The organism is Terasakiella sp. (genome assembly GCF_048267425.1).
In the GTDB taxonomy this organism is placed as follows: Bacteria; Pseudomonadota; Alphaproteobacteria; order Rhodospirillales; family Terasakiellaceae; genus Terasakiella.
On the sequence record NZ_JBLWXN010000003.1, the window covers coordinates 258838 to 277596 of the forward strand.

Sequence of the window (18759 nt, forward strand, 5' to 3'; positions counted from 1 at the left end):
GTTAAATCATTACCAAATCGCAAAGAGGCCAAAATGAGTTTCACACCTAAATCCTTATGTATTTTCTGTGGTTCACGCAACGGAAACGATCCCGCATTTGTTGAAGAAGCAAAAAAACTGGCCCGTGCAATGGCTGAAAAAGGCATTGAACTTGTCTATGGTGGCGGATCTATCGGAATTATGGGAGTTATCGCGCAGGAAGTTTTGGATCATGGCGGTCGAGTCACAGGCGTGATCCCGGAATTCCTGCAAAAACACGAAGTCGGTCATTCCAACCTGAGCGAACTGATCATCACAGACAGCATGCATAACCGCAAACGCACCATGTTTGAACGATCTGACGGTTTTATCGTTCTGCCCGGTGGATTAGGCACATTGGATGAAACCTTTGAAATTATGACATGGAAACAACTTCGCTTGCATGATAAGCCGATTGTTATTCTGGATACGAAAGACTACTGGAAACCTTTTCAAGACTTGGTCGAGGCAACAATTTCATCAGGTTTTGCCCATAACAGTGCACGCAATCTATTCAGTGTTGCCAAAGACGCCAATGCGGTCTTCGATTGTCTGAAAGATATTCCTCAAGTGGATGAAAAAGTCTTCACCAGTCATTTATAAGAAACAAGAAAACTAGGCGTAATCTCAGACGTTACGCCTAGTTTTCGATATGTTTATCCAAAACCTTCATCACATCATCCAACATGAATGGCTTGGTGATATAGTCTTGAAAACCGATTTGACCCGCTTTTTCAATAGCATCAGGCATAGCGTTCGCACTGAGGGCCACCACAGGGATTTTCATGGTTTCTTCCATTTCCCGAAGCTTCTGGAAAGCTTGAAAACCATCCATTCCCGGTAAATTAATGTCCATCAAGATTAAATGGGGTTTACGGACCTTGGCCATTTCAATCCCCTGCTCAGCCGTCGTCGCCATAACCATATCCAGATTTGGGATTTCAGAGACAAACCCATCCATCAATTCTCTATTCAAGGGATTGTCCTCAATATACAGGATCGTGTGCTTAGCTGCACAACAGCTGAGCATATAGTCACTGCGTTCAATATGAATAGGGTCAAAAACAGGTTTGATCTCCTCAGCTATGATAAAATCCAGCCAAAAAGAAGACCCTTCCCCCTCCACACTGGAGAATCCTATATGTCCCGACATTTCTTCAATCATTTTCTTGGTCAGAACCAGACCGATACCAGCCCCTTCCACATCCAACCGTTCAGCCCCTAAACGGTTGAAAGGTTGAAATATCTGATCTTGTAATTCATAAGGGATTCCATATCCGGTATCTTCAACCACAATGCGCAAATAACCATTGTCCAGCTGTTCACTTCTGACCCGGATCATTCCGCCCTTGCGGTTATATTTCTTGGCATTCGACAACAGATTTAACAAAACCTGACGCACGCGCATACCGTCGGCCTTAATACAGGGCAACGGTTTGAATGTTTCATCATGCAGCGACACGTTCATCTCTTTATGCGCTGTATCAATATAAGTCAGGCAATCATTCAAAATATCGTTGATCTCAATCTTCTCGATCCGATAAGCCATTTTCCCGGCTTCAATTTTTGCCAAATCGAGAACTTCATCAATCAAATGAAGGAGATGAGTTCCCGCATTATGAATATGGTCCAGTTGTGTGCGTTGTCGCTCCGATACGGGATGCGTTTTATTCAAGGCGATCAATTGGGAAAACCCAAGAATAGAATTAAGCGGTGTGCGCAATTCATGGCTGACGGATGACAGAAAATCCGATTTCGCCCGACTGGCCTGTTCCGCTTTTTCTTTTGCTTCGATAAAATCAGAGATATCAGTTTCAATACCGACAAACTTAATGACTTTGCCTGTTTCATCTTTGACGGGCGAAATTTTCAACCTGGCCCAGTAAGGCTCACCGTTTTTACGCACATTGCGCAGAGTACCGCTCCACGTTTCTCCCGCCTTAATGACTTGCCACATATCTTCATAAAACGCAGGATCTTGCTGGCCGGAATTTAAAAGTCCCGGCGTCTGCCCGATCACTTCATCCAGCTGATATCCATTAATTTCGCAAAAAGCAGCATTGGCATATTCAATGCGTCCCTCCACATCCGTAATCAGGGTGCTGGCGCCCGATTGATTGACCGCTTCACCCAACAGCTTGGCTTCCCACAGGGCCGCTTCTAACGCGTGACGTGCAGACAGGTCATGCCAGACAACATGAAGGAAATTTCCTTGCGATGATTTTTCAGAAATAAGCACAACCTCAACCGCAAACTCATCCCCGTTTCCCCGACAATGCACCCATTCAAAACGGTGTGTTCCATTGTCAAACGCCTTATTGATCATTTCCCCCGCTTTTTCAAAAGAGAGGCGACCATCAGGCTGTCGTGGCGGTGAAATATCACCCGGATGCAGGTTTTTTAAAGATTGCTTATCGCTTAATCCAAGCATCTCCAGTGCTGCATTGTTACAATCAACAAAGCAGTCATCTTGAATAGTCAGCATTGCATCTGTTGATGCTTCGAAGAAAAGTTTATATCGATCTAAATGTGCCATTTGAAAGATCCGTTATTCCCCCACCAGAAACGGACAATGAACCAATTATACACATTAGTTATATTTTTTCTACGGTTATTTACGTACACACCATATAATTCACCACCCCATAACGTATTGATAATAAGTGTACATCAAACAGTTGAAATATTAACCAAATAAATCCTTAATTGATTTTACTGACTTGATATAAAAATCTTTGGTAGCGATTTCTTTTGCCCGCTCAGCTTCGCCGTCATCCCCGCCATGCCCTGTCAGAACATGGACCCCGCCACATAGACCGGCAGCACGTCCGGCCTGCAAATCACCGGCTTTGTCACCGACAATCCACGACTGTTCGCATATAACATCAATAACCTGCATTGCACGCGTTAACATACCCGGATTAGGCTTGCGCGCCTCATGGTCGGGATGATTGTACGGTGCTTTCCCCACCTTGTGATGTGGACAAGCGTAAACCGCATCCACAAAGGCCCCTTCTTGTGCCAGCAGGTCAAGCATACGTTCCTGCACGGCATTGAATTCTTCCCATCCAAACATATCGCGGGCAATACCTGCCTGATTGGTAACGATAATCACAGGCCTGTTGTCTGCGTTTGCCTGTGCAATCACCGCAGCCGCCCCATCAATGAGCGCGACATCATCAACTTTATGTAAATAGTGAACTTCTTCCACAATAACACCGTCACGATCCAGAAACAGGGCGGGGCGCGCCGTTTCAAACCGTTTTGCACTGTCGAAAAGCTGACACCATATATGCTGGGCATCAATTGTCACATTTGACGGAAGTGTTAAAGACATGGGGAACAGAACCTAGAGAAAATAGCAATATTGGAAAAATCAACGCATGCCTTTTATACTACGCCAATTGCACTTACACCAAGAGCTCAGGTAATTTTTATGTGTTCCAATTTTGACAATCTTTATGATCATTTTCTTCTTAAAAAACATTTCCACCTGAATGTCATCCCGGAAGAACAACGCAAAAATCAAGAAACACGTCCCAACGACAGTGCCTTGATCATAGACGCACCTGAACAGGCTTGCCTTTTACGTTGGGGGTTTAAAGCTGACTGGTCCACCCAACTGCTTATCAATGCCCGATCCGAAACCGTATTGGAAAAAGAAACATTTGCAAAAGCCTGCAATAACAGATGTTTAATCCCGGTTCAGGCCTGGACAGAATGGCGAAAAGACGGCGTTGTAAAACATAAAACCCGGATTTCCATTGAAGGCATTGAGTGCTTTGCCCTAGGCGCTATAAGGCAAGAGGATCGTTTTTGCGTCTTAACCTGTCCGCCCCATTCACAAATCGCGGATATCCATAATCGCATGCCTATCCTGATTGCGCCTGCGCACTACCGCGATTGGCTGGACAGTTCCATTCCAACACAAGAATTGCGCGGCCTTTTGCAAACGCCGCGCAATATTGCTTTTACCAGATTGGAAATCAAACCCGAAACGGGTCAACTTCCCCTGTTTTAATGGCCCATAACAACCGGGATATCCGCATTTTCAATCACATCACGAGTCGCCCCGCCCAAGATCAATTCACGCATACGGCTGTGGGTGTATCCACCCATAACCATCAGTTCCGCACCCAGTTTTTTGCTTTCAGACAACAAGGCCAAACCAACAGTTTTACCGGCCGGAGAGAAAAAGACAGACTCCGTTTCCACACCATGCCAGCGTAGGTATTTAGCCAAATTTTCACCAACAGGACCATCCGTAGAAGATGTATCTGCCGTAATGATATGGACGGTTTTTGCCATTTTAATAAAGGGCAAGGCAGCCGCAACCGCACGCGCACCCTCCATAGACCCGTTCCAACAAATCGTCACAACTTGCGGGAAAGCCGTCATAGAGGACGGCGGAAGCAACAACATCGGGCGCCCGGTTTCGAACAACGCTGCATTCAGGGCCAGTGTCGTATAAACTTCATTATCCTGTTGCGGTTTGGAAACGAGAATCAGGTCGGCAAGACGACCATGATGGGCGATGACTTCGTCTTCGCGGCCTTGATCGTCAACCCAACTGGCGCTCATATCGACACCCGCAAGCGGCATATCACTTTCACTCACGTCATGCTTTGCCAGCATATCCAGATAAAGGGTACGTGCTTTTTGGCGTTGTTCATTGCCTTCTTTTTCCGCCATCGAAATCATATCTTCGATCATGGCGCCTGACATCCCTTCGCCCAGCAGTGGCACAGCTGCTTTTGGGTCCGGTCGGACATGCAATGCATTGACATGGGCCTTAAATGCGCCCGCTAAAACAAAGGCCGCCTGTAGCACACCGTTCGATGTGGCCGTCCCGTCAATGGGGGCTAAGATGGACTTCATGCTCATGACAACCTCCTGTCTTTAAAACTTACATAAGGATACGCTTAATTTTTACAACTTTCCAGACCTGCATCAAGTATCGATAAGGATTTTTCTAAAACGCTTTCAATATCTTGGCTTGCGTCCAGCTTTACCCAATCCATCTTGCCAATATCATAACCCGCCTGCATACGTACCACAGACACATCTGCATCCGATACATCATTTCGACGATGCGTGACCCTTTGTTCCAAAACATCCAATGGCGCTGAAAGCCAAAAGCCCAAAAAAGAAACACCCAACTTTGCCGCAAGCTTTTCCAGTTTATTGCGTTCTCCCGGCTTGGCAAAAACACCATCCACAATCACGCTATTTCCAGATTGCAAGGCGTCTTCAATTTCCTGATAAAGCTGCTTGTAGGTCCGTTGTGTCGCCGCACGGCTATAGCCATCTTGTGATAATTTTTCCCACGGTTTTACACCCAGCACACGCTTGCGGATCATATCTGTGCGCGCAACAAACGCACCGGGGGCATGCCCGATGTGGGGGGCCAACCCTTTTGCAAGAACAGATTTCCCGCACCCTGACAACCCGCCAATGGCAATCAAGGTGGGAGACTGTTTTTTCAAAAATTGTCGCGCTTCTTGCAAATAACAACGGGCTTCTTTTTCTAAAAATTCTGTCTCTCTTTTCGTCTTTTGATTTTTTGAAGCAACCGCACTGACATGAGCGCGGATCGTGGCCCGTGACGATAAAAACACCCCCAAAACTTTTAAACCTGAAATATCACCACTCAGCGCCAAATATCTATTCAGCACCAGATTGGCAAAGTCAGAACGCCCGCGATGTATCAAATCCATCAATAAAAAGGATAGATCATACAAAATATCAATAACGGCATAATCTGGTTCAAATTCAATGGCGTCAAATAGGGTGACCGCATTATTAAAAAAACAGATATTGCGCAGATGCAAATCACCATGACAATGACGCACAAACCCATTGTACCTGCGCCCCTCCAATAACTCGCCACACATACCGAGAGTCTCAGAAACGCGCTGTTTCAGATCACTTATCTGGCCCTGTTCAAACACATGGGCGGGGCAGGCATCAAGGGCAAGGTAATGTCCCTCAAACGCACGTTGCATACCTCCCAGCCCTCCAAACGAAGAGTCTCGTTTTGCGTGCTCGTAACATTCAAACACACGGTCGACCAAGCGAAGCAACGCATCTTCTTCAAGCTTATTTTCTTCGCACAACCTGTCAAACAGATTGGATTGATCAAAACGATGCATTTTGACCAACCAATCAACGACCTCGCCGTTGCCACCTAAGGCAAAACCATCCTCAACGCCGACCGCAAGCGTCTCAATATAAAGATTTGGGGAAAAAGTGCGGTTGATCTCCAATTCCAGTTCACAAAAATGTTGTCGGCTTTCAATCGTACGAAAATCAACAAAAGGCAACTGGATGGCCCGCTTTAGTTTATAAGCATAGTCCCCCGCCAAAAACACAATGGAAATATGTGTATCAAGACGCTGCACCTTTTCACCCGCTGCCAATCCATAACTCTCGGGTCGGGAAAGAAAATCAATGACATCACGCTGTTGCATTTCTGATTGTCCTGACTGAAAAGTGCGGGTAATCTCCATCCTATGACAAATAGCGTACAAAAAACAGCCGTGATTACAGGGGCAAGCCAAGGAATTGGCCATGCCACCGCGAAATATTTTCTAAACAAAGGGTGGCGGGTGATTACCTGTGCCCGAACGGAAATGCCGCCGGAATGTATGAGCGACCCCAATTATGTCTTTCATTATCCCACCGATCTAGGAGACGATGCCAGTCTCGCCGACTTTGTCAAAGAAGCCAATAAACTCCTCGGCGACGATCCGCTACATGCGCTTGTCAATAATGCCGGAATGTCGCCAAAAACACCTTATAAAGAAAGACTGGGTTGTCTGAACGGGGATTTGGACGCGTGGCAAAAGGTGTTTGACCTTAACTTCTATGCGCCCCTTAAACTTTCGCGCGGCTTTGCCCCGGCATTGCATCGTGGCGGCGGGGCCATTGTCAATGTTACCTCAATCGCCGGTCATTATATTCACCCGTTTGCCGGTTCTGCCTATTCTATTTCCAAGGCGGCCTTATCCGCACTGACCCGCGAAATGGCAAACGAATTTGCGACAATTGGTGTGCGCGTCAATGCCGTTGCCCCCGGTGAAATTCAGACCGATATGATCCAGCCAGAATATGAAACCCTTATTCCCCGTATTCCTTTAAACCGCATGGGGTCCACCAGCGAGGTCGCCGCCTCAATTTACTATCTATGTTCTGAAGATTCTTCTTATGTTACCGGCACAGAAATGTGGCTTACAGGCGGTCAGCATCTCTTTTAATTCACCACTTAAAAGAACAAACTTCAAAAGGTAATACATTCGGATTAGGTATATTCCTGAATTGTGCGCTTCTGGTAATCGGCATATAATTTTGCATTCGCTACCCCCTAGATTAAACTTTGGAGAGAGATAGAAATGCGCAACATGATATGCATGCTAGCTTTATGTATATCACTTGGCTCCGCCTTAACAGCGCGAGCCGAAGGCGATCTTCTTCATATCAACTACGCAGATTCCTATCCACCACTTTCTTATGGTCAACACGACAGTGTGAAAGGCGTTCTTCCTGAATTGATGGATGCCATCCTCGTCCAAAAAATGGGCTATGCAGTTGTTAATAATGGTAAAGCCTGGAAACGGGCACAGGAAGAAGTCTGGAATGGACGTGCAGACTTGCTTATCACATCAGCCACCCCTGAACGTGCGCAATATAGCTATCAGTCAAGACAACCTGTTTTCACACTCAGTTTCCGCCCCTTTACCAAAGTTAATTCACCTGCATCCAAGGCCTTGCAGACCACTCTTGATATTTCAACACTCTCGCAATTTAGATTTTGCGACGTTCACGGCAATCAATGGGGCAAACGGTTTTACGAAAAGCATAATATCAAATTTCATGTGACACGTTCATTTGAAGCTTGCTTGCGTTTACTGACCGTCGGGCGCATGGATATCGTTATTCATTCAGACCATATTTTATCTGACATCATCAAAAATAACGGCTGGCAAGACCAGATTAAACCCCATCCACAAGTGATGGCAGAAAGTCCAAAATTTTATCTATTGTTATCAAAGCAATCCAAACACAACCGCGACCTTCTGGCAGAATTTGATCTGATTGTTGAACGTATGCGACATGATGGCAGTTATCACCACCTGCTTCGAAAATTAAATATCGACTACGGTGTGTCCGTCGCTAAAAATTAACGTCTAATCTTTTGGAAAGGCCTTTTCATATAGGTCATTGCGCAAGCTTTCCAACCACTCCAGACGTTTTTCGACCAAATCCAGATCGTGATCCAGCCAAGCCGTGAGATGTCCAGTTTCCGTGCAATGATTGTCGCGCAAATCCCCCAGGCGCGATAACTCGGCCTGCGCTGCATCACACAAACTGTCAACCTGATTACATTGTTCTTCCAACGGCAAAAGATGCAGAAAACGGAATTTAAGCGTAATAATCAGTTTATTCAGATCGTTACTTTCTGCACGCACACGCGCAGTCAGCAGTTTTCGCAACTCCGTCCGGCCTTTTTCGGTCAGGTCCATCGCGGCATCATCTTCCATGCCTTGACCATCACTGGGCGCGATTAAGCCTTCAAATTTCAGCAATTCAAGTGACGTTCCCATCAATTCCAATGATGGACCGGTCACACGGCTCATAAAATGACGCGCGGCATGGGCAAGTACACTATAACGCATCGCCTCATTGCTTAGGGCCAATGTCCCCAAAGCGCAAAGCCGCACGGCTTCTTTTGGCGTTAATGTGTTATCAGCATACATAATTTCGCGATCCTGTTCTTCCCGATCAAAACCATACCACAAAACAAGTGGCAATGCAGTTGAGATATGCCTGATTTGCGAACGATTTGCAAGAAACAAAAAAGGACGATACCCCCTCAGATACCGCCCTTTAAGTTTGCAGGTTAAACGTTTATGTCAATGTTTAAGCCGCAGCCTTTTTCAAGGAAAGTGATTGCCAGACTTCCACCAAACAGGAGACCAGATCATCCATCATTTCTTCCGTATGGAACGGTGACGGCGTAAAGCGCAAACGTTCCGTTCCCTTTGGAACTGTCGGGAAGTTGATCGGCTGGACATAATGATTGAATTTTTCCATCAGCATATCGCTGGCGCGTTTACATAAAACGGGATCGCCCACCATAACCGGTACAATATGGCTGGGGTTTTCAATATGCGGGATACCTGCAGCATCCAGTTTGTCACGCAACATACGGGCATTGGCCTGATGTTTGATACGCACTTCGTTATGCTGGGACACATAACGAATGGAGGCACAACAGCCCGCCGCCACTGCCGGCGGTAAAGAGGTCGAGAAAATGAAGCCTTGGCCGAAGGAACGCACGAAATCACACATGGCCTTGGACCCTGCGATATAGCCCCCGACAACACCAAAACCTTTTGCCATTGTGCCCTGAATAATCGTCAAACGATCCATCAGGCCTTCACGCTCGGCAACACCGGCACCATGCTCACCATAAAGGCCAACGGCGTGAACTTCGTCGATATAGGTCATGGCATTATATTTATCTGCCAGATCACAAATTTCCTTGATCGGGGCAATATCCCCATCCATCGAATAAACAGATTCAAAAGCGATCATTTTAGGACGATCATGGGGCTGTTCTTTTAGAATACGTTCCAGATCTTCCAAGTCATTATGTTTGAAAACAGTTTTTTCACTGCGGCCCAGACGAATGCCTTCAATCATGGAATTGTGGTTTAATTCGTCGGAAATAATCAACATTCCCGGCATTTTTGACCCCAATGTCGACAAGGTCGTAAAATTGGCGACATAGCCAGAGGTAAAGACCAGCGCGGCTTCTGTTTTATGCAGGTTCGCCAGTTCTTCTTCTAATAAAACGTGATAATGGTTGGTCCCGGAAATATTGCGCGTTCCACCCGCGCCCGCACCGCATTTGTCCAACGCTTCATGCATGGCAGCCAAAACTTCCGCATTTTGCCCCATACAGAGATAATCGTTGGAACACCAGACTGTGACATCCGCAACTTTATCTGCGCGGTAATTCTTTGCATGCGGAAAATCGCCTGCTTTGCGTTCCAGATCGGCAAAGACGCGATAGTTGCCTTCGTTTTGCAGGTCGGCAATACGTTCAGCAAAAAAGTTTTCGTAATTCATTTTTTCTTCTCCACCCGGGGGGATAGCACCCGGCACCCCTTGTATCTGCTGTAATGTCCTAACCAATGATTGTGACCTCAATGTGTCCATCTTTTGTTTTTTTCATGCTCATTTTCAAATTCTACAATAAAGTCTTGATGTAAATCATAGCATTTGTACAATTGGGGACTATAAAGGTATTACCAATAAAAAAATGCGTCCCACCCTTAAAAAAAGGTTCGCACGCTTCTCTGTTAAAACAAAAAATAAGGACGACACTCATGTCCCTCAAAGATATCCTCGTGCATGTCGATCATTCACCCAGCTGTAAAGAACGCATCAAGGCAGCCCTTAAGCTTGCACAGCTTCACAATGCCCATTTGACGGCACTTTACGTTATGACAAAGCCAATGATCCCCGGCTTTATCGAAGCACAACTGAGCAAAGAGGTTATCAAAGCGCAGGTTGCGGCTTCTGAAAATGCTGCCAAAGAAATTCAAACCATGTTCGCGTCCATAACAGACGGCAATAACGTTCCAACCGAATGGCGCTGCGTGGAAGGCGATATGGTTGAACAGGTCATGTTACATGCCCGTTACGCCGACCTCACCGTTTTAGGCCAAAAAGATTCCAAAACGCTTGAAGATCCGGGTGCCAGTGAAATGCCCGATCAAATTCTCTTGCGCTCCGGTCGTCCGGTCTTGATTATCCCTCATTCCGGTTCCTTTGAAACGGTTGGCAAACATATTATGGTTGCTTGGGATGGTAGTCGTTTGGCAACACGGGCCGTCAACGATGCGATTAGCTTGATGGAAAAAGCCGATAAGGTCGATGTCCTTGCCGTTGATCCGAAAAATTCTCATCACGGTGATATTCCGGGTGCCGATATTTCCCTGCACCTTGCCCGCCATGACATCAATGCCGAGGCCGAACATCTGGCTTCCAGCAATCTGTCTGCCGGTGATGCACTGCTTTCCTATGCCGCCGACAGCGGGATCGACCTGATCGTCATGGGTGGTTATGGCCACCGCAGATGGCGTGAAGTTGTCCTTGGCGGCGTGACGCGCCATATGCTGAAACATATGACCGTACCGGTCTTTATGACCCATTAGGCACAGCGTTTTTCGCAAAGAAAAATCCCCTGCCGATCCTATCGTGCAGGGGATTTTTTGTAGCCTTTCTTATCCGGCCTAGTTTGTGGCAACCACCCTGTCGACAAAACCACCGACATCATCTGAAAGCAACTGTGATTGTTGCGCCAGCTCACTGGCTGCGGCCCGAATTTGCGTAACAGCAGAATTGGACTCCGATGCCCCGTCTGCCACTTCGCCAATGGTTGAGGCAACGGTACTTACCTCGGAAACCGCATATTGCGAATTGGCGCTGATTTCTTTAACCACTGCACTTTGTTGTTCTACGGTCGCCGCAATATCACCTGCTGTTGCGTCGATATCCTCAATAGACTGACTAATGGCTTGAATGGCTTCCACAGCAGAATCCGTTGCCTTTTTCATGGCCTGAACCTGTCCGGTAATTTCCTGTGTGGCCCGTGATGTTTGGTTGGAAAGATTTTTGACTTCGCCGGCAACAACTGCAAAGCCTTTACCGGCCTCCCCTGCCCTTGCCGCCTCAATGGTTGCGTTCAAGGCCAGCATATTGGTCTGTTCGGCAATATCATTAATCAAGCTCACCACCTCATTAATGCGACCCGTTGCTTCATGCAATGTTTCAATGACATCGCTGGCTTGCGCGGCGGATTGTACGGCGGCCGATGCCATTTGGGCAGACCGCGTGACCTGTGTATGAATTTCGTGAATGGAGGCGTTAAATTCTTCCGTGGCTGCAGCCACACTTTCCACATTGCCAAAGGCACTATTGGCTGCTGCGCGCACCGTTTCAGACAAGGCACTGGTTTGTTCCGCCAAATGGGCAAGCGATTGCGAGGATGCATCCAGTTCCTGTGCCGCAGACGACACACCGCTGACGACCCCCTTGATGTTGGACCCGATCGTGCTGGCCCCCTCAACAAAATCGCGTGTTTTCTGCCCCATCGCATTTAAACCATTATTCACAATGCCCGCATGGGTAATGAAATCACCATTCATGCCGCGTAAAATAATTTTGCGGAAATAGCGACCCTTTGCGGCATATTCCAGCGCCGCACCAGCTTCTTTGGCGAAAGCTTCAGTCTGATCCAGCAAATGGTTGATATCATGCATCAATTTATGAATATTGCCATTTCCCTCAATATTCAAAATACGTGCATCCATGCGCCCGCAAGCGGCTTCACGCGCCACATGACGAATTCTTTCCACCAGATTGTTCGCCTGAACCGTCCGATATAAAGACAAGGATTGAAAAAACACGATCCCCAATCCAACAAGGCCCACAGAAACACCTTGTGTGACAAACAAATAAACCGTGGCAACAAGCGTCATTGTCAACGCGATCAGCGAATATCTTTCCGCCTTAGAGCGAGAGAATAAATTCATCGTATTCCATTCCTGCATCTGCAAGTTTTCCGATCAATAATTGATAAGCGGCGTTCATGCCGTCTTTTTTATTGGGATGACGTTGTTCTTCGCGTAGCAATTCTGCATAGAGAGGCTTAATTTTTTCCAAGGCATCACGATCGGGCACACGCCGACTGGAATGATATCCCCTGAGCGTTTTTCCATCTTCTTCAAACGTTGGTGTCACATGGGCAAGAACCCAGTAATGATCACCATGTTTGGTTCGGTTCATCACATAGGCAAAAAGTTCTTTTCCTTGTGAAATCGTATCCCACAAAAGCTTAAAGACACATCGGGGCATATCCGGATGACGGATCACGCTATGAGGCTGCCCTAACATTTCTTTTTCCGTGTAATCAGCAACCGTTAGAAATGTCTGGTTGGTATATACAATCCGACCTTTCATATCCGTTTTGCTCACGATAATTTCGTCTTCCTTAAAGGTGCGCTCGACACCTGTTAAAGCTTCGGATAGACCGCCCATCAGATACTCCGTTCAAGACCTATACAAAAATATAATATACTTACAGGGTAGGTTATATTCTTTAACAATCCCTTATTCCAGTTGTTTGTTGTAAATTACATTAACTCTAATCAATTTAAAATAATGGATAAGTTACAATGACTTTTGCAATGCACCAAAGAGATGTCTTACCACTATTTCCTCAAGTTGGATGTAGTTTAAGAATAATTTTAAAGACAATTGTATGTGACTGTTTTTGTGATCATTAATATTTAAAATTTTTTGCGCACATATTTTTGTTATATATTTATGGCAGCTTTATCTGACAGACTTAAATCAAGTGAATAAAATAAAAAAATCACACTTCAAATGAGACTTTATGTCTCAACAAATCCTAAATTCTTACTCTTTAATGAAAAACAAAAAATTAAATCAATTACAAGTTATGCTCCACTTGCGAATCATACATATCAATAAATTTTCCCCTGTAAAAAATTATTAAAAAACTTATATGATGTAGATGAGTAATTTCGAAATTCAGAAACAGGGAATGTAAAATGAGCGATCATGTCTACAAAAAAGTCGAAATTGTTGGTTCCTCAAAAGACAGTATCGAAGACGCCATCGACACCGCACTGGCCAAAGCCTCCAAAAGCATCAAGAATATGGACTGGTTCGAAGTCAAGGAAACCCGTGGACATATTACCGATGGTAAAGTCGGTCATTATCAGGTTGTCCTTAAGGTTGGTTTTAGACTGGAATAATGTGCAAACCTGGAACGCTCTAAACCCCGGTGTAATCATTCGTCACGTTCGGTGATATCCGAAGGCGAATTTGTTTTTCGGTTTCCACGATTGCAAACAGCGCGACGCCAACACCAACAATCAGCATTCCATCCAAAAACGGGATAGGTTCTGTAGAAAATACCGCCTGTAAAAGCGGTAAATAGGTAACGGCGAACTGCGCCACGACGACAACAAGAACCACCGCCCAGACGATCTTCGTTCCACGCACCGCCTTCCATGTAAGCGAGGTACCGTAGATATTGCGGATAAAGAACAGGTGGAATATTTCCATCACAACCAGCGTGTTAAGGGCAATGGTACGGGCAAGTTCGACCGAATATCCCCGTTCAACGGCATAATGATACATGCCGAATACACCGCAAAGAAACAGCGTTGAGACCAATATAATGTGCCAAACAAGCCCACTGGTGAGCAACGGTTCATCGCGGCGGCGCGGCGGGGGGCGCATGGTGCTTTCTTCTGTCGGTTCAAACGCAAGCGCAATCCCCAATGTGATGGCGGTAATGAGATTGACCCAGAGAATTTGAACAGGTGTAATCGGCAACGTCATTCCGGCCAGTAACGCCACAATAATCGTCATCGCTTCGCCCGCATTGGTGGGAAGCGTCCAGCTGATAACCTTCTTAATATTGTCGTAAACGGTGCGACCTTCACGCACGGCGGCCGCAATAGAAACAAAATTATCGTCGGCCAGCACCAGTTCCGACGCTTCCTTTGCCGCCTCGCTCCCCTTCATCCCCATAGCGATCCCCGCATCGGCACGCTTCAGGGCAGGTGCATCATTCACACCGTCCCCGGTCATCGCCACGGTCATCCCATGCGATTGCAATGCCATAACTAGGCGCAGTTTATGTTCCGGGCTGGTGCGGGCAAAGATGTCACAATCCAGAACAGCCTGACGCAACACAGCCTCATCCATATCATCGAGATCATTACCTGTCAGAACTTTTTCCGAATTTTTAAGTCCGATTTTTTGACCAATCGCGGCCGCTGTTTTCGCATGGTCACCGGTAATCATTTTTACCCGAATCCCTGCACTATGACACTCTTTGACAGCGGCGATAGCCTCCGTACGGGGCGGATCAATCATTCCCGTCATGCCAAGCAGGGTGAGCGTCCCGTCCACATCCTTATGTTCCAGCACCGTATGTTCTGACGGCACCGCTTTCACGGCAAAGGTCAGAACACGTTGTCCCAAGGCGGCAATGGCTTCGGCTTTTCCATGCCAATAATCCATATCCAGCGGTTCTAACCCACCGGTCATGCTGCGTTGATCTTGACACATGGCGAGGATCTGTTCCGGCGCGCCTTTCACAAATATGAAGGCATGATGTTCATGGTTATGATTCAATGTCGCCATAAAGCGGTGCTTGGCATCAAACGGAATGGCATCGGTGCGTGTCCACACGGCCTGCGTTTTGCGGGCATCGACATCCATTTTCCCAGCGAAAGCAAGCAGCGCACCTTCCATTGGGTCGCCTTCCACGGTCCATACGCCATCATGTTCGCGCAGGAACGCATCGTTACAGAGTGCTGCGGCCCGTGCGAGTTCCTCCAACACAGCATGTTCAGACGGTGCAACCTGTGTTTCTTCCAGCCTAAGCAACCCTTTGGGCGCATACCCATCACCTTCCAACGCAAACAGATGCTTGCCGGTGAGGACGGAAGCCACCATCATCTCGTTACGTGTAAGTGTCCCGGTTTTGTCTGTGCAGATCACAGATACCGCCCCCAATGTTTCAATTGCGGGCAAACGCCGCACAATGGCGTTGCGGCGCGCCATTGCCTGCACACCAATCGCCAGTGTAATAGTCAGAACAGCAGGCAAACCTTCGGGAATCGCCGCGACAGCCAACCCGACCACCGCCATAAACATCTCTGTAAATTCATAGTGACCGACAAAAGATCCGTAGACCAGCAACAACGCAGCAATCAGTAAAATCAAAAGGGTCAACCATTTGGCAAAGACCCCCATCTGTGCAACCAGCGGCGTGGTCAGCGTCTCAACTTCTGAAAGCAGGCCACTGATGCGCCCGATCTCGGTCAGACTACCGGTGCCGACAACAACCCCACGCCCCTGACCAGCGGTTACCAAAGTACCGGAAAAGGCCATACAAGAACGATCCCCCAGGGCAACATCCCCGCGAACCGGATTTGTCTGTTTATCGACAGGTACGGACTCACCGGTCAGAATTGCCTCCTGTACCGACAAGCCATGTGCGCTCAAAAGTCGGAGATCAGCGGGCACTTTGTCCCCCGCTTCAAGTAAGACAACATCACCGGGAACAAGCGTATCCCCTTCAATACTATACCTTTCGCCTTCACGCAGCACATTGGCACGAGGCGCCAGCATATAGCGGATTGCATCCATCGCCTTTTCCGCTTTGCCTTCCTGAATGAAACCGATAACGGCGTTGGCGACAACCACCGCCAGGATGACACCCATATCAATCCAGTGTTCGAACACAGCCGTAATCACAGCAGAACCAATCAGCACATAAATCAGAATATTATGAAATTGCAGCAAAAACCGCATAAACCCACTGCGTCGGGCAGTTTCCGGTAGGCGGTTAGGTCCATATTTCACGAGCCGTTTTGTCGCTTCGTCATGCGACAGCCCACCCGTTGAAACATCAAGACTTTCCAACAACTTTTCGGCAGATAACGCATGCCACGATTTTTGGTTCTGATCTGTGTGCGGCTTTTCCATCATCTTTCCATCCGATCAATATGCCCTCATCAATCAGGCATTGTCTCTGCATTCCGATTGCTGCTTTGCAGCATAAAATTGTAATCAAAAAAAGTAAATGAAAAAGGCTCTGACGACACCGCCGTCAGAGCCTTTTGCTTTTTAGGGTCAGAACTTATTCTAAACTGGTTTAAAAGCTATAAGTAATGCCCATAAAACCGGAAAATTGATTTTCGTCCCCTTTGGTCTTTACCAGAACACTATCTGCGGCATCCCCCGTCAGCTTTGTATAATTGGCAGATACCCCAAACCCGATCTCTTCCGTAATTCCCCAGTTTAAGCCCACTTGTACGCCAACAGACTTCAAGCCACCTTCCGCATCATAGCGGGCATAGCCGGAACGTGTTGCTTGTTGCTGACTAATACCAAAATAACTTTGCATATAATCATCATCTGCAAAATTGGCTGAGGCTTGCGTTGACAATGAAACCGTCTCTGAAAGACCAAAAGTATAACCCACAGCAAGGTCCAACATAGTCGCTTCAGTTTCATCACTGACATCTTGGGAAATCACAGCGCCCGCATTCCACCCCACGCCCTCTTGGGCAAAGGTAAACGCAATTTTCCCAAGGACATGACCATTGACATCGCCAAGACCGCGCAGGGCCTCATTGTCATCTTCATCACGACCACCTGAATAAACAACACCGGCATTCACCCGATACATACCTTCGGGGCGATATAGTCGTACCAGCCCCACATCAAGTCCGTCAAACAGGCTAAGTTCCGCACTTAAAAGACCTACTTCTATCGCCTTTTCGTTTTTGAGTTTGATTTTGTCCATCTCCCAACCGACACTGGCAATGGGAACAACGCGCAATTCCCCATCATTTGAACCTTCATATTCCGCTGAATAAGCAACACCAAGGCCAGCTGTTGCAGAATATTCCCCTGCAAAAGCCGTGTTTATGCCGTTCATTGAAAGGAAAAAAAGACTCGCGGGAAGAACAATCGACTTATACGTCTTCTTCATCATCATTTACAAATTCCAATATATCGCCCGGTTGGCAATCTAAAGCTTGGCAAATTGCTTCCAACGTACTGAACCTGATGGCTTTCGCCTTTCCTGTTTTCAAAACAGACAGGTTCGCATTGGTTACCCCTACAATTTCAGACAGTTCACCCAGCTTCATTTTTCGTTTTGCCAACATGACATCCAGATTTACAACAATCCCCAATTGAGTGTTCCTTGCCCAAACCCATTCTTTAAATGGTCAATTCCAATTCTTCTTTCTGCTCCAGCGAAATTTCCATAATTCGCGTGATCAAAAAGCACAGCACACCGAATGCCAAAAGCGATATTTCCAGCGTATCCAGGATCAGCATAATCCCGATGTCGGGGAACTTATCATAGATACCGCGCACCCAAAAATAGATTAAAAGGGCTGGATTTCCAAGCGTTTCGACACCGGATAAAACAATTAAGCTGACAGAGAACCGTTTAAAACAGATTATTGTCTCGTGCGCAAAAATCACCCCTTGATCAAAAAGATTGCACATCTTGATCAACTGAAATAATCCCCAGAGCAAAACAAAAATCGGAATGAATACAATCAGGCCAATAAATATCTGATCCATATTTTCAAAGGCAGAAATACTTCGCTTCCATATCTCGCCATCAAATTTGAGATAAACATCCTGGTCGGTCAAAAACAGACTTACACCCTCAACGATCTGCAAGATCATAACGGAGATAATTAACCATCTTAAAATCAGGACCAGCCTTGTTAATTTCACTTCATTCATTACACGCAAACCACCTATACCCTTGCCCCGGCTACAACTGCCAGATCCAGTCCATTAATTTTACTTTGAAATAATATGTGTACGCACCTTGCAGCACCAAAAGAAGGACAGCAAAAAGCGCCACATGAAAAACTGATTTTCGAACCGACATCCTCTTACCTCCAACTGGGACCAATATGAGGATAGGTATCAGCACGCCTTTTGATAGTCAATATTTTTTTATCGTTTTTCGATATATTTTTATTGTTTAAAGTTTTATTACAGTCAAATAAGGCATAAAAATTGATTTTACACCTGTTCCCTTAAAAGCCACAAACAAATAGGTAGTACCAATAACTCAAATATGGTGGA

At 46.5% G+C, this 18759-nt stretch carries 18 protein-coding genes; 6 read left to right on the plus strand and 12 right to left on the minus strand.

The window, feature by feature from the left end; translation table 11 throughout:
• The first annotated feature begins 33 nt into the window (after window positions 1-33).
• Window positions 34-621 carry a TIGR00730 family Rossman fold protein gene (locus tag ACN0VA_RS07405; RefSeq protein WP_417820535.1) on the plus strand — a complete coding sequence of 196 codons (588 nt, stop codon included), beginning with the start codon at window positions 34-36 and terminating at the stop codon, window positions 619-621.
• A 37-nt stretch (window positions 622-658) separates the two neighbouring features.
• On the opposite strand, the gene ACN0VA_RS07410 is transcribed toward ACN0VA_RS07405, so the two are convergent.
• Both ACN0VA_RS07410 and ACN0VA_RS07415 read right to left on the minus strand, forming a co-directional pair.
• Window positions 659-2554: a PAS domain-containing protein gene (locus ACN0VA_RS07410; RefSeq protein ID WP_417820536.1), complete on the minus strand. Its 1896-nt coding sequence runs from the start codon at window positions 2552-2554 to the stop codon at window positions 659-661.
• A 150-nt stretch (window positions 2555-2704) separates the two neighbouring features.
• On the minus strand, window positions 2705-3355 hold the full coding sequence (locus tag ACN0VA_RS07415) for a D-glycero-alpha-D-manno-heptose-1,7-bisphosphate 7-phosphatase (protein WP_417820537.1): 651 nt from the start codon (window positions 3353-3355) through the stop codon (window positions 2705-2707).
• A gap of 99 nt (window positions 3356-3454) precedes the next feature.
• On the opposite strand from ACN0VA_RS07415, the gene ACN0VA_RS07420 reads away from it, so the two are divergent.
• Entirely contained in the window at window positions 3455-4039 is a 585-nt protein-coding gene (locus tag ACN0VA_RS07420) for an SOS response-associated peptidase (protein ID WP_417820538.1), read from the plus strand.
• On the opposite strand, the gene ACN0VA_RS07425 is transcribed toward ACN0VA_RS07420, so the two are convergent.
• Window positions 4036-4902 carry a universal stress protein gene (locus ACN0VA_RS07425; protein WP_417820539.1) on the minus strand — a complete coding sequence of 289 codons (867 nt, stop codon included), beginning with the start codon at window positions 4900-4902 and terminating at the stop codon, window positions 4036-4038. The two genes, ACN0VA_RS07420 and ACN0VA_RS07425, sit on opposite strands and share 4 nt — an antisense overlap.
• A gap of 38 nt (window positions 4903-4940) precedes the next feature.
• Window positions 4941-6488, minus strand: coding sequence for an AAA family ATPase (locus ACN0VA_RS07430; protein ID WP_417820540.1), 1548 nt, complete (start codon window positions 6486-6488; stop codon window positions 4941-4943).
• 42 nt (window positions 6489-6530) lie between these two features.
• Here ACN0VA_RS07430 and ACN0VA_RS07435 point away from each other — a divergent pair, with 42 nt between their 5' ends.
• Both ACN0VA_RS07435 and ACN0VA_RS07440 read left to right on the plus strand, forming a co-directional pair.
• Window positions 6531-7274 carry an SDR family NAD(P)-dependent oxidoreductase gene (locus tag ACN0VA_RS07435; RefSeq protein WP_417820541.1) on the plus strand — a complete coding sequence of 248 codons (744 nt, stop codon included), beginning with the start codon at window positions 6531-6533 and terminating at the stop codon, window positions 7272-7274.
• Between the two features lie 135 nt (window positions 7275-7409).
• Entirely contained in the window at window positions 7410-8201 is a 792-nt protein-coding gene (locus tag ACN0VA_RS07440) for a transporter substrate-binding domain-containing protein (RefSeq protein WP_417820542.1), read from the plus strand.
• A 3-nt stretch (window positions 8202-8204) separates the two neighbouring features.
• Here ACN0VA_RS07440 and ACN0VA_RS07445 read toward each other — a convergent pair whose 3' ends face one another.
• Both ACN0VA_RS07445 and hemA read right to left on the minus strand, forming a co-directional pair.
• A complete protein-coding gene (locus ACN0VA_RS07445; protein ID WP_417820543.1) occupies window positions 8205-8873 on the minus strand; it encodes a hypothetical protein in 669 nt (222 codons plus the stop codon).
• 64 nt (window positions 8874-8937) lie between these two features.
• Window positions 8938-10152, minus strand: coding sequence for a 5-aminolevulinate synthase (hemA, locus tag ACN0VA_RS07450; RefSeq protein WP_417820544.1), 1215 nt, complete (start codon window positions 10150-10152; stop codon window positions 8938-8940).
• 260 nt (window positions 10153-10412) lie between these two features.
• On the opposite strand from hemA, the gene ACN0VA_RS07455 reads away from it, so the two are divergent.
• Complete coding sequence (locus ACN0VA_RS07455) at window positions 10413-11243, plus strand: universal stress protein (RefSeq protein ID WP_417820545.1); 831 nt, start codon at window positions 10413-10415, stop codon at window positions 11241-11243.
• A gap of 78 nt (window positions 11244-11321) precedes the next feature.
• Here ACN0VA_RS07455 and ACN0VA_RS07460 read toward each other — a convergent pair whose 3' ends face one another.
• Together ACN0VA_RS07460 and ACN0VA_RS07465 are read right to left on the minus strand one after the other, a co-directional pair.
• On the minus strand, window positions 11322-12623 hold the full coding sequence (locus ACN0VA_RS07460; RefSeq protein ID WP_417820546.1) for a methyl-accepting chemotaxis protein: 1302 nt from the start codon (window positions 12621-12623) through the stop codon (window positions 11322-11324).
• The gene (locus ACN0VA_RS07465) at window positions 12601-13128 is read right to left on the minus strand and encodes a PAS domain-containing protein (RefSeq protein WP_417820547.1); all 528 of its coding nucleotides are present in this window, start codon (window positions 13126-13128) and stop codon (window positions 12601-12603) included. The genes ACN0VA_RS07460 and ACN0VA_RS07465 overlap by 23 nt, the downstream gene beginning before the upstream one ends.
• 536 nt (window positions 13129-13664) lie before the next feature.
• Between ACN0VA_RS07465 and ACN0VA_RS07470 the strand changes: the two genes are divergently transcribed.
• Window positions 13665-13871, plus strand: a complete 207-nt coding sequence (locus ACN0VA_RS07470; RefSeq protein WP_188662801.1) for a dodecin — start codon at window positions 13665-13667, stop codon at window positions 13869-13871.
• Window positions 13872-13890: 19 nt separating this feature from the next.
• Here the strand turns inward: ACN0VA_RS07470 and ACN0VA_RS07475 are convergent, their stop codons facing one another.
• The 4 genes from ACN0VA_RS07475 to ACN0VA_RS07490 form a co-directional block, all read right to left on the minus strand.
• On the minus strand, window positions 13891-16626 hold the full coding sequence (locus ACN0VA_RS07475; protein ID WP_417820548.1) for a cation-transporting P-type ATPase: 2736 nt from the start codon (window positions 16624-16626) through the stop codon (window positions 13891-13893).
• A 166-nt stretch (window positions 16627-16792) separates the two neighbouring features.
• Entirely contained in the window at window positions 16793-17641 is an 849-nt protein-coding gene (locus ACN0VA_RS07480) for a MipA/OmpV family protein (RefSeq protein WP_417820549.1), read from the minus strand.
• Window positions 17619-17813 (minus strand): helix-turn-helix domain-containing protein, encoded by a 195-nt coding sequence (locus ACN0VA_RS07485; RefSeq protein ID WP_417820605.1) that lies wholly within the window; start codon window positions 17811-17813, stop codon window positions 17619-17621. The genes ACN0VA_RS07480 and ACN0VA_RS07485 overlap by 23 nt, the downstream gene beginning before the upstream one ends.
• Before the next feature lie 55 nt (window positions 17814-17868).
• Window positions 17869-18408, minus strand: a complete 540-nt coding sequence (locus ACN0VA_RS07490) for a DUF2975 domain-containing protein (protein WP_417820550.1) — start codon at window positions 18406-18408, stop codon at window positions 17869-17871.
• Window positions 18409-18759 lie beyond the last annotated feature (351 nt).